A 16,612-nucleotide genomic window follows, 5' to 3' on the forward strand; every position below is an offset into this window, starting at 1 on the left:
GCCGACCATGACCGAAATAGCGTTTGCGACGGAATTCACCAATAGTTTGTCGCCGCCGGGCTTGAATTCCAGGAAACCCTGACCACTTTCAACCGACCATGTCACGCGTGGGGTGGCGTAAGAAAGTCTTTTGATTCAACGCGTTGACGTGTGTTCGGAAGGCAACGGGGTGTTCACTCTCAGGCAAGCCTTCAGGGACGCAGGCGTTTAAGCTGTGCTATAGATCAAACCAAGCGAGCGATATCGCGAGCAAGCCGAGAGAACCCAAAATGGCAGTCCATCAGGTCAATCCGGGAGGAAAGCTGGCCGCACTCGATCCGATCTGGGATCGGGTCAGGGGCGAGGCGGAAGACATCGTCCACCGCGAGCCCGAGCTTGCAAGCTTCATCTATTCGAGCGTGCTGCATCACAGCCGGCTGGAAGATGCGGTGGTGCATCGGATCGCCGAGCGGCTCGATCACGCCGCACTGTCGGGCGACCTCGTGCGCCAGACCTATGACGAGGCGCTGCGCGATGATCCCGATCTCGGCAACGCCTTCCGCGCCGATCTCGTCGCCGTCTACGACCGTGATCCCGCGACCTCGCGCTTCATCGATCCCTTGCTCTACTTCAAGGGCTTTCATGCCATCCAGACCCATCGTCTCGCGCACTGGCTCTACCTGAAGGGCCGCAAGGATTTTGCGTATTACCTGCAGAGCCGCGCCTCCGCGGTGTTCCAGACCGACATCAATCCCGCCGCGAAGATCGGCCGCGGCATTTTCCTGGATCATGCCACCGGCTTCGTCGTCGGCGAGACGGCCGTGATCGAGGACGACGTCTCGATCCTGCACGGCGTCACGCTCGGCGGCACCGGCAAGGAGAACGAGGACCGCCATCCAAAAATCCGCCACGGCGTCATGATCGGGGCGGGCGCAAAAATCCTGGGCAATATCGAAGTCGGCCATTGCGCGCGCATCGCGGCGGGCTCCGTCGTGGTCAAGCCGGTGCCGCACAACGTCACGGTGGCGGGCGTTCCCGCCAAGATCGTCGGCGAAGCCGGCTGCGCCGAGCCTTCGCGCACCATGGACCAGATGATTAACGCCATGGGACTTTGATTGGGGCTCTGACAGGGCCTTCTGCCTCGAAAGGGGCCGGATTCTCCGGCCCTTTGTCCCCAAAAAATCTTTGCGAATTCATGCTGGCGGTTCGTCGCGTCTCGTCCTAAAACCCCGCCCGACAAAATTCGATTGGAGACTTGCCGTGGACGTCAAGGAAGTCAGGAAGCTCGACGCGTATTTGAAGCGCGTGTTTGGCAATCCCAAGATCCGCGTCGTGCCGCGGCCGAAGAAGGACGATTCCGCCGAGGTCTATATCGGTGAGGAATTCATCGGTGTGCTCTTCGTCGACGACGAGGACGACGACCGTTCCTTCCAGTTCCAGATGGCGATCCTCGAAGACGATCTCGTCGATCAGGAATAGAAGCCGTCACCGTCATTGCGAGCGGAGCGAAGCAATCCAGACTGTCTCCGCGGGGGCAGTCTGTATTGCGTCGTCGCGTCGGCGCAAAATTGCTTCGCAATTTTGTCGCGAGCAAAGCCCCTATTTCTTGGGCAGGATGCGTAGCCGCGCAGTCGCGTCGGCGACCAGGCCTTGCGCTGCGTCTCGGTCATGCCGGTCGCGGTTGTCCGGGTCGTTGTCGAACATCCGGCGATCATCGGTGCGAGGCACAGAACGCTCAGCATCGCCGCGGATCGACTCTCCGCCGGTAGCCTCGCGGACAAGCGCCGCATCCCATTGAGTCCGAGTGAAATCAATTCCGTTTTTATGCCCATAGGCGATGCATCCCATGCAGAAGCGATCACGGCGCAGGCCGTTGGCGAGCCGATCGGGAACGACGGTGGGCGCATAACCTTCGAAATGTGCGGCGGTTGATCGCGCTAGGGTTGCGGTGCTACAAAATTCCTATGGATATCGCGCTCACCTTCGATCGCACCGGCGATGTTTCCAAGCTGGATGGAACAAATACCCGCGGGATCGAATATCGCTGGGACATTTTCAAGCGACACCTTTCCGAAATCCGGCCGGGCAGTCGGGTCTTAGATTTTGGCGCAGGCTCACTGCGAGAGAGCTTCGACCTCGTGAGCAGGGGCTTTGATGTCACGTCGATCGACTTGGATGCCGCGGCCCTGGGTGCCTATCATGCTCGCTACCAATGGCCCGCCGGCGGCAGGCATCGAATGGTTGCCAGTCAGGATATGTTTTCGGCCCTTTCTGGGCTGCCTGACGCGAAATTTGCGCTGATAACGTGCTTCGATGTTTTGGAACATCTTGAGGATCCGGTTGCGGCCCTCAAGCGCTTTTCCGATCGAATGACCGATGATTGCCGCCTATTTATCTCGGTACCAAACGGCCTCTCTCTTTTCGAATTGGCTTGGCGGCTTGACCTCAAAATCGCGCGGGCTACCGGGCGATATATTCGGCCCGGCGAACCTCATTTACAAAGGCTGTCACCGGCGCGGTGGAAAGCCACCATCGAAGCCTCCGGGCTCACCGTCGTCGATCACGAATTGCACATAGGCTTTTTCGCCAACACTTCAGCCGCCCTGGTTCAAGTACCGTTGGCCTTGATGGCGAGAATTCTCCGCAAGATGGGGGCCAACATCGACGGTGTCGCGGTTGCTGAGCGCATCATTCAGAGGACGGCGCCGGCCATGGATGCGCTCGACCGGCGCACGCGTTTTCTGCGCGGCTTGTACGGATGGAATTTGTTTGTTGTCTCCCGCTAGTTGATGCGGATGATGTAATTGCAAACGATCGTCGGTTGGGCGTTGTTGTGAGCCCCGCCGCCGCCGGCTGAGGCGAGTGCAGCCAATGCGCGGATCCCGGTCGCCGAGTCCAGCATCGCCGCCAGGAAGCCGCCCTGGATCGTCCCATGCCTGTTGGTGAAGGACTGCTGAGCCTGGAAGCGGATCGACGCCGTCTCGCCGGTCTCGTCAAATCCCAACCATTCGCGTCCAGCAATTGGGCGCCCGGTGGCATGTTCGTCGCCGCATCGGTCACGTCGATCACCGCGCTTGTTTCAACCTCGACAAGCCTATCAAGCAGTCGATCCCCCGCAAGGGCGCTTAGCCCTTCACCGCGGCCCCGTCATCGACGCAACGACCCCTCGAAGCGCGTTGACGAATTCAGCGATCGCCGGGTTGCGCCTTTCACCGCTGCGAAAAGCTACGAAGATCCGCCGCGTGATGATCGGCCGGATCTCCTTGAGGCGCAAAGTTCCGATGTAGTCGCGGCCGCGTAGCCCCGGGTTGATCGAGACCGAGCAGCCCGCCTCGACCATGGCGCGGACCACCTCGAAGCTATGGCAGCGGGCATTGATGATAGGGTCGAATCCGGCATCGCGACACGCGCCGACGATCACGTCCGAATAGGTGGCGGACGTCGTGTCGAGAGCCCATCGTTCCGTCGCCAACTCCGACAAGGTGAGATGTGGCCGCTCGGCCAGCGGGTGGTCGCGCGGCAGCAGAACGTGAAGGTGGTCGTCCAGAAGATGCAGCATCTCGACCTGCGTCTCCGAGAGGCTTGCCGAAGTGGTCAGGTCGTCGACGATCGCGACATCCGTCTGCCACGCGCGTAGGGCGGCCAGGCTGTCGTCAGGCTCCAGTTCCTCGAAGATCGCCACCAGATCGGGGAAGCGCGTCGACATCGCCCGGATCGTTGGCGGGATGAGAGATGCGGCGACGGACGGAAATGCCGAGACGCGCAATTCGCCGGCGACGGTCTTCTTCAGCTCCGCGAGATCGGTCTTCGCTTCCTCCAGAATGCCAATGACGCGACCGGCATGGTCGACGAGCCGCTGTCCCGCCGGCGTGAGCCGCACACCGCGGCCTCTGCGTTCAACCAGTTCAATCCCTGTCTCGTCCTCGAGCTGCGCGATTTGCTGCGAAACGGCCGATGGCGAGATCAGCAAGGCGTCGGCCACCGCTGCCATTGTTTTTCGCAGCGAAAGCTCACGAAGCGTGCGGAGTCGGGCGAAATCCATCGGAAGGTCCCCATAACTGCCCAGAAGGAAAGCGCAGTTTTGCTAATGTATATCGCAAAATTAATTAAGTAGACCAGCATTGTTTTGCGACTGTAGCCTTGTTGCCGGAGCAGTTCAGCCGTTCATAAGAGGAGAGCATCCCAAGCCCGGCTGAAGGAGTAGCGACCACAACAAAGAGAGGGGATTCTCAGATGGCTCGTTCGAAATTTCTGGTCGCTGCGCTCGCCGCAGCAACGCTGTGGGCGTCCGGCGCATCCGCGACCGTGCTCGACAACGTCAAGCAGCGCGGCGTCCTGAACTGCGGTACTGACAACACGGCCCCTGGCTTCGGCTACCTCAACACCAAGACCGGCAAGATCGAAGGACTGGATGCTGATTTCTGCCGAGCCATGGCGGCGGCCGTTCTCGGCGACGCCAGCAAGGTCAACTTCGTCGTCGTCACCGACAAGAGCCGCTTCAACGCCTTGCAGACCGGGCAGGTCGATGTCGTCTTCGCACACACCACCGTCAAGCCGGTGCGCGAATCCGCCGTAGGCGTCGATTTCCTGCCGATCAATTTCTACGACGGCACCGGCATGATGGTGAAGGCGGCGTCCGGCGTGAAGTCCGTCGCTGAACTGGATGGTGCGACGATCTGCACGACGCAGGGCTCCGGCACCGAAGCCACGCTCGCGAGCTTCGTCCGCGTGCGCGGCTTCAAGACCACAAAGGTTCTCACCTTCGAGAATCTCGAGAAGCTTTTTGGTGCGCTCCAGAGCGATCGCTGCAACGCGATGTCGACGGACAAGTCTGCGCTTGCGGCCTGGCGCGGCAACTCGCCCAAGCCGGACGACTTCACGATCCTGCCCGAGACTCTCAACAAGTCACCCTTCGCGGGCTTCGTCATCGCCAATGATTCCAAATGGCGCAACCTGCTGCGATGGGCAACGTTCGCCCTGTTCCAGGCGGAGGAGTGGGACATCACGTCGGCCAACCTCGCCGACAGGATGAAGGACGAAAGCGCCTTCGTGCAAAAGTTCCTCGGCGTGAAGGATGGCTTCGGCAAGGATTTTGGCGTGGCCGACGATTTCGTCGCCAGCATGATCAAGTCCGTCGGCAATTACGGCGAGATCTACGACCGCAATCTCGGTCCCAAGACGCCCTATTTCATCGATCGTGCAGGCACCCCCAACGCGATGTGGACCAAGGGCGGCGCCGAATACTCGCCTCCCTGGAACTAAGCCACATGGTCGAGGGCGAGCCGGCTGGCTCGCCCGAACGCGAGAGGCGGATCGTGACCACAGAGATCGCCGAGTATCACACCATCCCGCCGGCACGTCGCCGCCTGCTCATCGCGTCCAGATGGCTCGTGCAGGCAGCGATCGTGATCGTGGTGGCTGCGCTGGTCATCTGGCTCGGCCTTGCCGTCCGAGAGGCACTGGCCCGCAAGGGCATCCATTTCTCGTTCGGTTATCTCGGCAACATTGCGAATTTCAGTCTCAGCGAAGGGCTCGTTCCGTCGCGTGAGGGCAGCTGGCCGGTTCTTGAGCCCTTCTCTCCCTCCCACAGCAATCTGCAGGCGCTGCTGGCGGGGCTGTGGAATTCGCTGAAGGTCGCGCTGTCGGCGATCGTCCTCTGCACCATCTTCGGAACGCTGGTCGGCATCGGCCGGCTCTCGACCAACTGGCTGGTGCGCAATCTCTGCTTCGGGCTCGTCGAAGCCGTGCGCAACACGCCGCTGCTGATCCAGATCGTGTTCTGGTATTTTGCGGTGGTCCTGCGTTTCCCTCCGGCCAGCGCCGCGTCGAATTGGTTCGGCAGCCTCCTTGTCAGCCGTTCGGGCGTCTATTTGCCGGGCCTCGTGATCTCCGAGAGTGCCGGATTTGCGTCCTGGGCATTGCTCGCCATCGCCGTCGCATCAGCCGTCGCGTGCATCGTCCTGAGAGGGCCCCGACGCCGGCTGATCCTCTTGGCCGTGACGATCTCGGCCCTGATCGCAACCGCTCTCATCGGTTCGCCGCTCGGCCTCGACCTGCCGGTCGCCACAAGGTTCGGCGCGCGCGGAGGTTTTGCCCTGTCGCCGGAAATGACGGCGCTGCTGCTCGCGATCGTCGTCAACAGCTCGGCCTATGTGGCCGAGATCGTCCGCGGCGCGATCGAGGCCCTGCCGAAGGGGCAATGGGAGGCGTCTGCCTCGCTCGGGCTGTCGCGTTCGCACACGCTGCGCGACATCATCCTTCCCCAGGTCTTCCGCATCGTGCTGCCGTCGCTCGCCAACCGGTACATCAGCCTGACCAAGGACACTTCGCTGGGGATCGCAATCGGCTTTCCCGACCTGTTCAACGTCTACGGCACCGTCTCGAACCAAACCGGACGAAACCTCGAAGGCGTCGTGATCGTGATGCTGACCTACCTCGCGCTGAGCTGGATCATCAGTGCCTGCGTCAACGCCGTCAACGCGCGTGTGAATGGACGGGGGGCACGATGACGACGGTCGTGCTGCGGTGGCTGCACCGCAATCTCTTCGCAAAACCGTTCGACACCGCACTTTCGCTTGTGGTCATCCCCACATTGGCGTGGGCGGGTTATGCCTTTGCGCACTGGATACTGGTTGAGGCGCATTGGGAGGTCATCGGCGGCAGCCTCAAGGTGCTGATGACCGGCATATACCCCGCCGATCAGCTCTGGCGGGCATGGTTCTCTGTCGCGACGCTTTGCGCGATGTTCGGTGCGGGCCTTGGCCTTTCGGTTCGCCCGGGGCGTGCCGCGATGGCGGTCGTTGCAATAGTCGCGGCTGTGATCGCCGGAACGATTGCGGCCGCCGTCGGCGTGTCGGCCGGCCTGCTCACGACCGTTGCTATTGCGCTCGGCGTCGCCGCATGGATCGCGGTCCATCATTCGTATCTTGACCAGCGCATCGTGCTATCAGGACTTCTCGCGGGCGTGGTGGCAATCTTCCTCGTGCTCTCGCCACCGGGCTTCGAGGTCTGGGGCGGTCTGCTGCTCAGCGTCGTCTTGACGATCGCGGTCTCGATTCTGACCTTGCCGTTCGGGATATTGCTCGCGCTCGGCCGGCAGAGCCGTATCGCGAGCCTGCGCGTGATTTCGACCGCCTATATCGAGACGATGCGGTCGGTGCCGCTCATCCTCGTCGTCTACTGGATCTGGATCATCGTGCCGCTGCTGGCGCCGGATTCATCCGTTCCGAGCCTGCTGCGCGGCATGGCCGGTTACGCGCTCTTCTTCGCGGCCTATGTCGCGGAATATGTCCGCAGCGGACTTCAAGCGGTTCCGAAGGGCCAGATCGAAGCCGCGCGTTCGCTCGCGATGAGCAGTTGGACGCTCAACGTCGACATCGTGCTGCCGCAGGCGCTGCGGGTTGTGGTTCCGTCGCTGGTCGGACAGATCCTCGACATCTTCAACGGCGCAACGCTGGTCTTCATCATCGGGCTGACCGACTTCCTGCGCGCCGGACAGATGATCCTCGCCGATCCGCAAAACAGCGGCCGGACCTACGAGATCTACGTCTTTCTTTTCGCCGTCTATTTCGCCATCGGCGGTGCCATCACCTACGCCTCGCGCCGATTAGAAGCTCATCTCGCAAGGGGATCGCGATGAACGCCATCCAGATTCCGGAAGTCGCGACGTCGCGCGACGTCATCGTCAGCATCAACAGGCTCAACAAGTCCTTCGGTGCGTTCCATGTCCTGAAAGACATCGATCTCGATGTCGGTCGCGGTGAGGTCGTCGTCATCATCGGCGCCAGCGGGTCAGGAAAGTCGACCCTGATCCGCTGTGTCAACGGTCTGGAGATGTACCAGAGCGGACGGCTGACCGTGGACGGCTTCAGCATGCCGACAGAAGCCGATCGTGAAATCGGCGGCGAGAAGGAGTTGGCCAGGATCCGCAAGGGCGTCGGCATGGTGTTCCAGCAGTTCAATCTCTTCCCGCATATGAGCGCGATCGACAACGTCGCGATTGCGCCGATCCGTGTTCGCGGCCGCAAGCCCGACGAAGCGAAGGCGACCGCGTTGCGCCTGCTCGAACGGGTCGGGCTGCGCGACCACGCCCACAAGCTTCCGGCTCAGCTCTCCGGCGGTCAGCAGCAACGCGTCGCCATTGCCCGGTCGCTGGCAATGGAGCCGCACATCATGCTGTTCGACGAGCCGACCTCGGCGCTCGACCCCGAGATGGTCGGCGAGGTGCTTGACGTCATGCGCGAGCTCGCGCGCGAAGGCATGACGATGATGATCGTGACCCACGAGATGGGCTTCGCCCGCGAGGTCGCCGACCGCGTCGTCTACATCGATCACGGACGCATCCTGGAGATCGGCACGCCGGCCGAGATATTCGACCGGCCGACGCATGAGCGAACCCAAACCTTTCTCTCGCGCGTGCTCCGTCATTGACGAAGCCGTCGCTGTCAACGCCAAGGCAGAATTCCGATCACTGAGATAAGAGGACCACACATGTCACTTTCGACGGGCGCCGTTCGGCCCCATTCACCCGCCGCCAACTGGCACAGCTTCTTCGGGGCCGATGCCCATCAGATCGGCGCTGACGTCGTCGCGCTGATCGACCAGGACCGCAAGCGGGAGGTGCTGTCCCTCAACATGATCGCGTCCGCGTCCTATGCGCCCCTTGGCCTGCGACAGATCGAGGGAACCCACCTCGTCAACCGTGCGCCGATGGGACTGCCCGGCCGTCGCAGCGTCGCCAATTGTGAAGAGCTCGACGCGATCGAGAATCTCGCCATCGATCGTGCCAAGGCGATCTTCGGCGCCGAGTACGTCAACGTGCAGGCGCTGTCGTCGACCATCGCCAATGTCGCCGTCCTGCGCGCGATCCTGCCGGCTGAGGGCGCGCGATTGCTCACCTTCGACGAGCTCGCCGGCGGCCATGTCAGCCACGGCGCCATGCGCCACATCACGGGCGCGAACCGCGAGGTGGTCTCTTTCGGGGTCACCCGCGCCGGCGCGGTCGATCTGGACCAGGCCCGCGACCTCGCGCGCAAGGTGAAGCCACACGTTTTGCTTGCCGGCCCGTCGTCCTATCCGCGCGAGATCCACTTCGCCGGATTGAAGACCATCGCCGATGAAGTCGGCGCGCTCTTCTTTACCGACATCGCCCATGTCGCGGGGCTGATTGCGGTTGGCCTCCATGCCAATCCGGTTCCGTACTCCGACGTGTCCTCGAGCTCGACGCAGAAGACCTTGTGCGGACCGCGCAACGGCGCCTTCGTCTTCGCCAGGGAGCGTTTTGGCGCCGCCATCGACGCCGCGGTCTATCCGGGGCTACAGGGCCCGGCGGCCTCGAACATGATCGCGGCGCGCGCCGTGCAGATGGAGATGATCACCCGCCCGGCCTTTGCGCAGCTCATGCGTGACGTCGTCGCGAATGCCAAGGCCTTCGGCGTGGGTCTGGAGGAGGGCGGGATCGAGCTCTACACCGGCGGTACGGACTCGCACATGATCATGGCCTACACCGGCGAGAGCTGGACGCAGCCGGAATTGGTCGCGGGGCTTGGCGCCTACGGCGTGATCGGAAACGCGATGCGCGCACCGGGGCTATCAGGCGAACCGCGGACCGCGTTCCGGTTTGGCAGCATCGCACTGACGATCCGCGGCTTCGATACGGCTGAAGCAAGGACGCTTGGTCGCGAGGTCGCGGCGATCCTGCGCGCCGGCCCGACCGCTCCAGTGGATCCGGCGCGGCTGCGCAGGCTGAAGGACCTCGCCATCGCCCATCCCATTCCGTCCTTTGTCGATTGAAGCCAGAGCCACGCATCATGAGCCGCCACTACGACGTCGCTGCGGTCCGCAGCCAATTCCCTGTGACCGAGCGCCTGCTCTATCTCGACTCCGCGCATCAGACGCCCCTTGCCACCAGCGTTCGCGAGGCGCTGCTCGGCTTCTATCGTGAAGGCCATGAGATGGCGGGCCCAAAACCCGTCTGGCTTGACCGGGTCGAGCAGGTTCGTGCCCGCGTGGCGAAGCTTCTCAACGCCGCGCCGGACGAGATTGCCTTCACCAAGAACACCTCCGAGGGCATGAATATCGCCGCGAACGCATTGCCGTTGACGGCGGGAGACAATGTGCTCCTCGTCGAAGGCGACCATCCGAACAACGCCTATGCGTTCCTCAACCTGAGACGCAAGGGCGTGGAGGTTCGCTTCGTGCCGATGACGGGCGAAACGGCCCAGGCCGAGATGTTCGCGCCCCACATCGATGCCCGCACGCGCGCAATCTCGCTCTCGCATGTCACCTTCCACGCGGGACACCGTTTCGACATCGACGGCATCGGAGCACTTTGCGCCGAGAGGCGGCTCTACTTCGTCATCGACGCGATGCAGTCGACCGGTGTCATCCCGCTCAATGTCCGGGCGAGCGGAGCAAGCCTGATCGGCTCGGGCTGCCACAAGGGACTGCTGGTGCCGCAGGGGCTCGGCATCCTCTATTGCCGGCAAGGGCTCGACGAGTTGCAGCCCGCCTATCTCGCGATGTCGAGCCTTGCCCATCCGCCAGGCGACTACATCGCGCGTGCCGACAACATGGCGCTGAAGGCCGGCGCGGGGCGGTTCGAGATCGGCAATTTCAACCTGCCGGACATCCATGCCCTGGACGCCTCGCTCACGCTGATCGAGAGCGTCGGCTCATCCGCCATCGAGGCGCACCTCTACGATCTCGGCGACCGCCTGATCGAGCGTATCGACCATCTCGGTATTCGCCTCATCGGGCCGCGCGACCGCGCCAATCGCTCGCCGCACATCTACGTGCTGGATTTGCCGGCGGAGGAGTGGGCCGATTATCTCGCCAGCCGGCAGGTGCGCGTGTCTCCGGAGCGCGACGGCATCCGCGTGTCCTTCGGCCTGTTCAACATGGCCGAGGATGTCGACCGGTTCGCGCAGGTGCTCGCCGAGCGCGGCACGTTGCCCGCCCGCGCCGGCGCGGCGGCCTGACACATCAGGCGATTTTCGGAAAGACGCGCGAGTTCGTAGTTCGTTCAACCATTCGGGTCCCGATGAAGTGCCGGTCGCGATCTCGCTACGTCAGACAGCCCTCAAGGCTTCGATGGGACCGATCCGATCGAACGGCGGCCCTGCTCGGGCGGCCACCCGGGCTGGGCCATTCCTCACGGAACGGCTCAATATAAGCGATCGGGCTAATACAAGGATGGGTAGAGCGAAGCGAAACCCATCGATGACGGTACAGCAACGCGCTTCGATGTGGTGGTTGAAGAGTGCGATGGGTTTCGCAAAGGCTCGACTTCTCCTACGGGCTGAGGAGTTTTTGACTCCCAGTCCGATCGTAGGCATCCATCGCGAAAATTGCGAGAAAGAGATCACTTGTCATGACGCGTCTCCAATAAATAGATAGCGACTAATGCCAAGTTTGTTTGGGAGATAGATGACGTTACTCAGCGCAGACTTGTCTTCCAACGGCTTCAGCCAAGCGAACTTTTGTCGAATATCAATCACGATGGGATCGCTTGTGATTTCTACGGAAGCGCCCGCGAAACGGGCCGACGGGCCAAAAGTCTCCGGAATTTCCTGCACCAACAATTTCCTAGCGGTCATCGGATCCTGAGGATTTGAAAACCAAAGGAGGCGAGGCAGTTTGGTTAGCGCAAGATCCCGCTTGCCGTGCAAATCGGGCAACTGCGGTATCTCTGGCACTGTGCTGTGATTTCCGAACGCCTCCGCGGCGACCCAGAGTGCACCAAGCGCACCATCCTTTGCGGGACCATAACTCTCATCATTTATCAGCGTCGCCACCACGACTCCGCGATCTCCGAGATCCAGCAGCGCGGCCTGTCCTTTAACGGAAGGACCAAAAGGACCGCCGTCACCGATAACCGGGCCGCCTCGCCACTTGACTTCAATGACGCTCGATCCTGAGTGGATCTTGCCGTCAACTTCGATATTGATCGTCAACCGGTAGCGGTAGCTGTAGTCGGGATATTTGTACCTATAGCCGACCACTAAGGTTCCCACGCTCAGCACGAGCACAATAAGCGCGGTGAGGCAGCCCCGCTTCATGGGTGAAGTCCAATTAGCTCGTAGGATGGTAGGGCGCAGCGAAACCCATCGATGACGGCACGGCAACCGTCTTTTGGCATGTTGGTTGAGACAAGCGATGGGTTTCGCAAGGGCTCTTGCAATTGTCGATCGGAGAGTGTTGCCTGCTCGGAGACGATGACCAGGCGGCCGCCGGGATCATGCAACGATGCCACCTTACCCCCGATTTGCCCGACGCGTCAAGTCATTTTCGGAAAAGACGCAGGTCGTCATTCCGGCAATCCGGCTACTGTGCATGGGGTTGTTTCGATGCTTTGGCGGGAGCCCTCCCGCAAAGCCGATCTCATGGCCGCGCAAACGCGCCGCGCTTATCCCTTCGGCCCGCGCAACTGCGCCGTCAGCTTCTCCATCGCGTCCGCCACCTCGCGCCAGTTGCCAAGCCAGCTTCGCGGAAAGCGGAAGGTGAGGTCGGCGCCGCCGATGCGTCGCTCGGAGAGGCACATGCCGGGTGTTGTCGCATCGCGCGTGCAGCGCGCGTTCAGGGGCGGGCTTGCGGCGGAGGCCAGGTCCTCGCTGCCATAAGGCGTCTCCGTGCGGAATTTGCGCAGTATCAGCCCGTCGTCCACCACGCCCGGGGCGGGATCGAGATAGCGCGGATAGATGGTGGCAACCCGCGTCTCCGGCGCCAGCGCATCGTGATGCGCCGAGATGGAGAGGAAGATGCGGTCGATCGGCTGCATCGTCGCGTCGATGCTGTCGGCGGTGACATGCTTCGGCGCGCCCGGGGCTTCGAGCGAGGGGTAGAGGAAATCGAGGTCGATGCGCTCCTGCGGCCCGGAGTGGCGCTGGATCTTCATCCTTATCGCCGCGGTCGGAACGTTGAACAGCGTGTTGCCGATGCTGACCGGCAGTTTTTCCGGCGCGCTTGCGCCGATGACCGTGCCCCAGGTCGGCCACAGGAGATAGGCGACCAGCGCGAGCGCTGCGGCCGCAAAGGCGCCGCCCACCGCGATCGGCAGCATGTGCGTGCGGGCGCGGCCGTTGCGAGGGCGAGGGGAGGTTGCCGAGAACACCGTCATCGCTGAGCTTTGGATGCGCCTTGCCGCTAGGTCGGCCGCTGGCCGACGAATCAGAGGCGAATATGCCATGCGGCGGCCCATTCGCGGAGCATTCCGGGCATGCGGGACGGATACCCGGCGCTCCGGCCGCTGTTAACCCTTCCTTAAGGATAATCTGGCGCGGAGCCGTACTTTTTGTCACAGGTTGCCCGTCGCGTTGCGTATTGGCGGAACCCATCCGATGTCACCTGAGGCGTTGAATTCCCTGTTCTCGATCTTGATCGGGTTCGCGTTTGCGGGCGCGCTGGTCAGCGGCTTCCAGGTCTTTGCGACGCGGCCCGCCGGCTTCGGGCTGTTGCAGCAGGGCGTGGCGCCGAAGACGTTTGCCGCCGTGCCGTTCCTGGTGTTCGCGGCGCCCTTCATCATCATGCGCAACACGCTGCGCGGCGCGCGGCTGGAGAACCGCCGCTTCGAATTCGTGATGATGGCCACCATCATCGCGGGTTTCTGGAGCATGATGAGCGGCACCTTCTTCCTGATGACGCTGCGCGCGACCGGCGTGCTGGGCTGACCACGGTTTGCGGTTCCGACAGGCCCGCTCGCTTTGCTTGCAAACCGCTTGGCTTGAACGGCACGCGCCCGCTATGCCAAGGTCTTCGTGACAGGAGACCTCCATGGCGATCTACGAGCTCGACGGGCAGAAGCCCGATCTTCCGGCCGACGGAAATTACTTCATTGCTGAAACCGCAACCGTGATCGGCCGCGTGCGCCTCAAGCCGGGCGCCAGCGTCTGGTTCGGCGCGGTGCTTCGCGGCGACAATGAGTGGATCGAGGTCGGCGAGGGCTCCAACGTCCAGGACGGATCGACCTGCCACACGGATCTCGGCTTTCCGCTGGTCATCGGCAAGAACTGCACCGTCGGCCACAACGTCATCCTGCACGGCTGCACGCTGGACGACGGCGCGCTGGTCGGCATGGGCTCGATCGTGATGAACGGCGCGCGGATCGGCCGCAACAGCATCGTCGGCGCGGGCTCCGTCATCACCGAAGGCAAGGAATTTCCCGAGCGCTCCCTGATCATCGGCTCGCCGGCGCGGGTGATCCGCCCCCTCGATGATGAGCAGGTCCAGAAGATGGGCAGTGCGGCGCGCTTCTATGTCGCCAACGGCCCGCGCTTCACGAAGGGATTGAAGCGGATCGGTTGAGCGCTCACGCGATCTGCGTCACGACTTTGCCTTTCCGGATTTTTGGCGCGCGCTCGCGCGCGAAGGTGCGCGATCGAGATTGACGCTCTTGCGCAGCGCGTCGCGCAGGTCGGCCGGAATGTTGTGCTTCTTCAGGAGATCGGCGAACGCTTCGTCCGCGAGCTCCTGAAGCGTCGACTTCCGGTCGCGTCCCAGTTGTTTCAGTCTGTCGAGCGTGTCGTCGTCGAAGGCGATCAGTTTGCGCATTGAAGTAGCGCCTCCCATTCTCAAATCCTGCGCGGCTAAGATTGTTCCGGAACGGGCCCGCCGGTGTGCCGTTGGTTTCCGAACGGAGAATTTCCAATGGCCAGATTGTACGCAACAGTTTCGGTCGTCGCCTGTCTGATGCTGGCGGGGATGCCGGCGTCCTCTTTCGCGCAAAGCGGTGGTGGGACCGCGGGGTCGGCCACGACGGGAGCGGCAGGCGCAGGTAACGCGACGGGCGCGACGCGACAGTCTCCGTCGCCGCCGCCCGGGACCAACAGCCTCGGCACGGCGCAATCCTCAGGCGTGACCACGGGTACGGGACACGGCGCGGCGGGAGCCGACAAATCAACCGACGCGGTCGTCCAGGAAGAGAACAGGGTGATCGACAAGCGCCTGAAGGGTATCTGCCGCGGCTGCTGACGGCGAAGCTTCGCGTCAATCTGCCCCATAACGTCGAGGTCTGCGAGCGAGGGAAACGGCGTGAGCCTCTAAAAGAACAAGGCCGTTGACGCAGTATACCGTCAACGACCTTGCCAGCCCCGGATATTAAAATCGGCTCACGCCATCCGGTGAACCCAACCATGACGCGGAATCACACGGGGAAATGTGATCCAGTTCACAAGCGGCAAAAATTAGTCACCGCGCGAATCAGCCGCGTGACTTGCCTCTTTTGCGGGCACTGGCGTGGTAGCGGACCGGCTTGCGCCGGGTCACGGTCGGCGTCTCGGGCTCGCTGGACTGGGCGCTGGCGAAGGATTTCCGAAGTCCGTCAATGGATTCGTTCAGGCTCGCGACCTGTTCGGACAGCCGCTTGGTGTCGGCCTGCTGGCTTGCGAGCAGGCGCCGGACGGTCTGGAGCTGGTCCTGGACGACCTGGAGCTGGTCGATCGACTCCTGCTGGGTGGCTTCCAGACCTTTGGTCTTTTCCACGAGCTGTTCGGAGGCCTGTGCGGTGCGGGCCTGGAGCTGCCGCGACGCCACCACCCGATCGCTCTCCGGTGCCGCGCCGGTATAGGCGCGCCAGACCGCGATCGAGGTGACGCCGGCGATGAGGAGGACGAGCGCTGCGGCCGTCAGCGCAATCGGCTGGGCGCCGAGACGGCTGAAGGTGTTGCTTTGCAGTTCGGCGGGCGCGTGATCGATCATCCCAGACAAAGCCCCCAAGTAAAGCTGAGGTGTAAACTTGATGCGGCAAAGACCGGTCGCTACGGCGGCCGGGACGTCCCGAAAAAGTTACATTTCGGCAAGGAATGGGACGAAAACGAGGCTAATGGCCCAAAAACTACGGACAGACGGCCGTCCGCCCCGCGAAAATGGCTCGTCCTAGGCCTCAATCGGACCTTTTGGCCGCGTTCAGGGCTGAAACCGTGAGAACAGGCCCGAATAGGCCTTCGCCCCCGGCGTCGCATACGGCCCGAGGCGGGAGGTCTTGAGGCCGAGTCGCACCAGCCCCTCCGCCAGTGTCACCGCCGCGGCGACGCCATCGACGACGGGCAGGCCGTGCCTGGCCGCGAGCTCGCCTGCGAGATCCGCCATGCCGGCGCAGCCGAGCACGATGGCCTCGGCCCGGTCGTCGCTGATGGCGGCCGCGATCTCGCCGGAGATCTTGGCCAGCGCATCCGCGTTGCGCTCTTCGAGCGCGAGCACCGGGACTTCTGCGGCGCGGACGCGGGCACAGCGGGCGAGGAGGCCATACTTCTGCAGATTGTGCTCGATCGGCACGATCGAGACGCCCAGTGTCGTGACAACGGCAAAGCGCGCGGCGATGAGGCTTGCCATGTGGAATGCGGCCTCGCCGATGCCGATCACCGGTGCCCTGGCCACGGCACGCGCGGCATCGAGGCCGGTGTCGTCGAAGCAGGCGATGATGTGGGCGTCCGCGCCGTCACGGTCGGCGTCTCTGATACAGCCGAGCATGCCGGGCACGGCGAACGCTTCGTCGTAAAAACCCTCGATCGAGACCGGGCCCATCTCGGGCTGGCGTGCATCGACCACGGTGTCGGGCAGTGCGACGGCGCGGGCGGCCGCCGCGATCTTCGCCGTCATCGACGCCGTCGTGTTGGGATTGACGATGTGCAGCCGCATC

Annotated in this window: 20 protein-coding genes; 12 read left to right on the forward strand and 8 right to left on the reverse strand. The window is 62.9% G+C overall.

The window, feature by feature from the left end:
* Positions 1 to 269 precede the first annotated feature (269 nt).
* Both cysE and KUF59_RS17175 read left to right on the forward strand, forming a co-directional pair.
* Positions 270 to 1,094: a serine O-acetyltransferase gene (cysE, locus tag KUF59_RS17170; protein ID WP_212458367.1), complete on the forward strand. Its 825-nt coding sequence runs from the start codon at positions 270 to 272 to the stop codon at positions 1,092 to 1,094.
* Positions 1,095 to 1,239: 145 nt separating this feature from the next.
* On the forward strand, positions 1,240 to 1,458 hold the full coding sequence (locus KUF59_RS17175) for a DUF3126 family protein (protein WP_007602550.1): 219 nt from the start codon (positions 1,240 to 1,242) through the stop codon (positions 1,456 to 1,458).
* A gap of 120 nt (positions 1,459 to 1,578) precedes the next feature.
* Here KUF59_RS17175 and KUF59_RS17180 read toward each other — a convergent pair whose 3' ends face one another.
* The gene (locus KUF59_RS17180; RefSeq protein WP_212458368.1) at positions 1,579 to 1,827 is read right to left on the reverse strand and encodes a hypothetical protein; all 249 of its coding nucleotides are present in this window, start codon (positions 1,825 to 1,827) and stop codon (positions 1,579 to 1,581) included.
* Positions 1,828 to 1,943: 116 nt separating this feature from the next.
* On the opposite strand from KUF59_RS17180, the gene KUF59_RS17185 reads away from it, so the two are divergent.
* The gene (locus KUF59_RS17185) at positions 1,944 to 2,765 is read left to right on the forward strand and encodes a class I SAM-dependent methyltransferase (protein ID WP_212458369.1); all 822 of its coding nucleotides are present in this window, start codon (positions 1,944 to 1,946) and stop codon (positions 2,763 to 2,765) included.
* On the opposite strand, the gene KUF59_RS17190 is transcribed toward KUF59_RS17185, so the two are convergent.
* Positions 2,762 to 2,983 carry a hotdog family protein gene (locus tag KUF59_RS17190; protein ID WP_249140298.1) on the reverse strand — a complete coding sequence of 74 codons (222 nt, stop codon included), beginning with the start codon at positions 2,981 to 2,983 and terminating at the stop codon, positions 2,762 to 2,764. The genes KUF59_RS17185 and KUF59_RS17190 overlap by 4 nt on opposite strands.
* Before the next feature lie 129 nt (positions 2,984 to 3,112).
* Positions 3,113 to 4,021 carry a LysR family transcriptional regulator gene (locus tag KUF59_RS17195; RefSeq protein WP_212458370.1) on the reverse strand — a complete coding sequence of 303 codons (909 nt, stop codon included), beginning with the start codon at positions 4,019 to 4,021 and terminating at the stop codon, positions 3,113 to 3,115.
* Positions 4,022 to 4,212: 191 nt separating this feature from the next.
* Here KUF59_RS17195 and KUF59_RS17200 point away from each other — a divergent pair, with 191 nt between their 5' ends.
* Genes KUF59_RS17200 through KUF59_RS17225 form a run of 6 tightly spaced genes read left to right on the forward strand, consistent with a single transcriptional unit; the run spans position 4,213 to position 10,958 of the window.
* Positions 4,213 to 5,241, forward strand: coding sequence for a transporter substrate-binding domain-containing protein (locus KUF59_RS17200; protein ID WP_212458371.1), 1,029 nt, complete (start codon positions 4,213 to 4,215; stop codon positions 5,239 to 5,241).
* Between the two features lie 53 nt (positions 5,242 to 5,294).
* On the forward strand, positions 5,295 to 6,488 hold the full coding sequence (locus tag KUF59_RS17205) for an ABC transporter permease subunit (RefSeq protein WP_212458372.1): 1,194 nt from the start codon (positions 5,295 to 5,297) through the stop codon (positions 6,486 to 6,488).
* Positions 6,485 to 7,618 carry an amino acid ABC transporter permease gene (locus KUF59_RS17210; protein WP_212458373.1) on the forward strand — a complete coding sequence of 378 codons (1,134 nt, stop codon included), beginning with the start codon at positions 6,485 to 6,487 and terminating at the stop codon, positions 7,616 to 7,618. Before KUF59_RS17205 ends, KUF59_RS17210 begins: the two co-directional genes overlap by 4 nt.
* Entirely contained in the window at positions 7,615 to 8,409 is a 795-nt protein-coding gene (locus KUF59_RS17215) for an amino acid ABC transporter ATP-binding protein (protein WP_249140300.1), read from the forward strand. The genes KUF59_RS17210 and KUF59_RS17215 overlap by 4 nt, the downstream gene beginning before the upstream one ends.
* A 60-nt stretch (positions 8,410 to 8,469) precedes the next feature.
* A complete protein-coding gene (locus KUF59_RS17220; protein WP_212458374.1) occupies positions 8,470 to 9,771 on the forward strand; it encodes a serine hydroxymethyltransferase in 1,302 nt (433 codons plus the stop codon).
* A gap of 17 nt (positions 9,772 to 9,788) precedes the next feature.
* On the forward strand, positions 9,789 to 10,958 hold the full coding sequence (locus KUF59_RS17225; protein WP_212458375.1) for an aminotransferase class V-fold PLP-dependent enzyme: 1,170 nt from the start codon (positions 9,789 to 9,791) through the stop codon (positions 10,956 to 10,958).
* Positions 10,959 to 11,348: 390 nt separating this feature from the next.
* Here KUF59_RS17225 and KUF59_RS17230 read toward each other — a convergent pair whose 3' ends face one another.
* A complete protein-coding gene (locus tag KUF59_RS17230) occupies positions 11,349 to 12,038 on the reverse strand; it encodes a hypothetical protein (protein WP_212458376.1) in 690 nt (229 codons plus the stop codon).
* Positions 12,039 to 12,385: 347 nt separating this feature from the next.
* Positions 12,386 to 13,096 (reverse strand): hypothetical protein, encoded by a 711-nt coding sequence (locus KUF59_RS17235; protein ID WP_212458377.1) that lies wholly within the window; start codon positions 13,094 to 13,096, stop codon positions 12,386 to 12,388.
* A 220-nt stretch (positions 13,097 to 13,316) separates the two neighbouring features.
* On the opposite strand from KUF59_RS17235, the gene KUF59_RS17240 reads away from it, so the two are divergent.
* Together KUF59_RS17240 and KUF59_RS17245 are read left to right on the forward strand one after the other, a co-directional pair.
* A complete protein-coding gene (locus tag KUF59_RS17240; RefSeq protein ID WP_212458378.1) occupies positions 13,317 to 13,646 on the forward strand; it encodes a DUF6949 family protein in 330 nt (109 codons plus the stop codon).
* A gap of 103 nt (positions 13,647 to 13,749) precedes the next feature.
* Entirely contained in the window at positions 13,750 to 14,280 is a 531-nt protein-coding gene (locus KUF59_RS17245) for a gamma carbonic anhydrase family protein (protein ID WP_212458379.1), read from the forward strand.
* Between the two features lie 18 nt (positions 14,281 to 14,298).
* Here KUF59_RS17245 and KUF59_RS17250 read toward each other — a convergent pair whose 3' ends face one another.
* Positions 14,299 to 14,526: a hypothetical protein gene (locus tag KUF59_RS17250; protein WP_212458380.1), complete on the reverse strand. Its 228-nt coding sequence runs from the start codon at positions 14,524 to 14,526 to the stop codon at positions 14,299 to 14,301.
* A 96-nt stretch (positions 14,527 to 14,622) separates the two neighbouring features.
* On the opposite strand from KUF59_RS17250, the gene KUF59_RS17255 reads away from it, so the two are divergent.
* Positions 14,623 to 14,946 (forward strand): hypothetical protein, encoded by a 324-nt coding sequence (locus KUF59_RS17255; RefSeq protein WP_212458381.1) that lies wholly within the window; start codon positions 14,623 to 14,625, stop codon positions 14,944 to 14,946.
* Positions 14,947 to 15,174: 228 nt separating this feature from the next.
* Here KUF59_RS17255 and KUF59_RS17260 read toward each other — a convergent pair whose 3' ends face one another.
* Entirely contained in the window at positions 15,175 to 15,672 is a 498-nt protein-coding gene (locus KUF59_RS17260; RefSeq protein ID WP_212458382.1) for a hypothetical protein, read from the reverse strand.
* A 207-nt stretch (positions 15,673 to 15,879) separates the two neighbouring features.
* Positions 15,880 to 16,611 (reverse strand): aspartate/glutamate racemase family protein, encoded by a 732-nt coding sequence (locus KUF59_RS17265; RefSeq protein ID WP_212458383.1) that lies wholly within the window; start codon positions 16,609 to 16,611, stop codon positions 15,880 to 15,882.
* Position 16,612 lies beyond the last annotated feature (1 nt).

It is taken from the genome of Bradyrhizobium arachidis, from assembly GCF_024758505.1.
In the GTDB taxonomy this organism is placed as follows: Bacteria; Pseudomonadota; Alphaproteobacteria; order Rhizobiales; family Xanthobacteraceae; genus Bradyrhizobium; species Bradyrhizobium manausense_C.

Excerpts from the sequence above, each read along its gene's own strand:
- cysE (WP_212458367.1), top strand. The coding sequence starts at position 270 with ATGGCAGTCCATCAGGTCAATCCGGGAGGAAAGCTGGCCGCACTCGAT.
- KUF59_RS17180 (WP_212458368.1), bottom strand. The coding sequence starts at position 1,827 with ATGGGATGCATCGCCTATGGGCATAAAAACGGAATTGATTTCACTCGG.
- KUF59_RS17185 (WP_212458369.1), top strand. The coding sequence starts at position 1,944 with ATGGATATCGCGCTCACCTTCGATCGCACCGGCGATGTTTCCAAGCTG.
- KUF59_RS17195 (WP_212458370.1), bottom strand. The coding sequence starts at position 4,021 with ATGGATTTCGCCCGACTCCGCACGCTTCGTGAGCTTTCGCTGCGAAAA.
- KUF59_RS17200 (WP_212458371.1), top strand. The coding sequence starts at position 4,213 with ATGGCTCGTTCGAAATTTCTGGTCGCTGCGCTCGCCGCAGCAACGCTG.
- KUF59_RS17210 (WP_212458373.1), top strand. The coding sequence starts at position 6,485 with ATGACGACGGTCGTGCTGCGGTGGCTGCACCGCAATCTCTTCGCAAAA.
- KUF59_RS17215 (WP_249140300.1), top strand. The coding sequence starts at position 7,615 with ATGAACGCCATCCAGATTCCGGAAGTCGCGACGTCGCGCGACGTCATC.
- KUF59_RS17220 (WP_212458374.1), top strand. The coding sequence starts at position 8,470 with ATGTCACTTTCGACGGGCGCCGTTCGGCCCCATTCACCCGCCGCCAAC.
- KUF59_RS17225 (WP_212458375.1), top strand. The coding sequence starts at position 9,789 with ATGAGCCGCCACTACGACGTCGCTGCGGTCCGCAGCCAATTCCCTGTG.
- KUF59_RS17230 (WP_212458376.1), bottom strand. The coding sequence starts at position 12,038 with ATGAAGCGGGGCTGCCTCACCGCGCTTATTGTGCTCGTGCTGAGCGTG.
- KUF59_RS17235 (WP_212458377.1), bottom strand. The coding sequence starts at position 13,096 with ATGACGGTGTTCTCGGCAACCTCCCCTCGCCCTCGCAACGGCCGCGCC.
- KUF59_RS17240 (WP_212458378.1), top strand. The coding sequence starts at position 13,317 with ATGTCACCTGAGGCGTTGAATTCCCTGTTCTCGATCTTGATCGGGTTC.
- KUF59_RS17245 (WP_212458379.1), top strand. The coding sequence starts at position 13,750 with ATGGCGATCTACGAGCTCGACGGGCAGAAGCCCGATCTTCCGGCCGAC.
- KUF59_RS17250 (WP_212458380.1), bottom strand. The coding sequence starts at position 14,526 with ATGCGCAAACTGATCGCCTTCGACGACGACACGCTCGACAGACTGAAA.
- KUF59_RS17255 (WP_212458381.1), top strand. The coding sequence starts at position 14,623 with ATGGCCAGATTGTACGCAACAGTTTCGGTCGTCGCCTGTCTGATGCTG.
- KUF59_RS17260 (WP_212458382.1), bottom strand. The coding sequence starts at position 15,672 with ATGATCGATCACGCGCCCGCCGAACTGCAAAGCAACACCTTCAGCCGT.
- KUF59_RS17265 (WP_212458383.1), bottom strand. The coding sequence starts at position 16,611 with ATGCGGCTGCACATCGTCAATCCCAACACGACGGCGTCGATGACGGCG.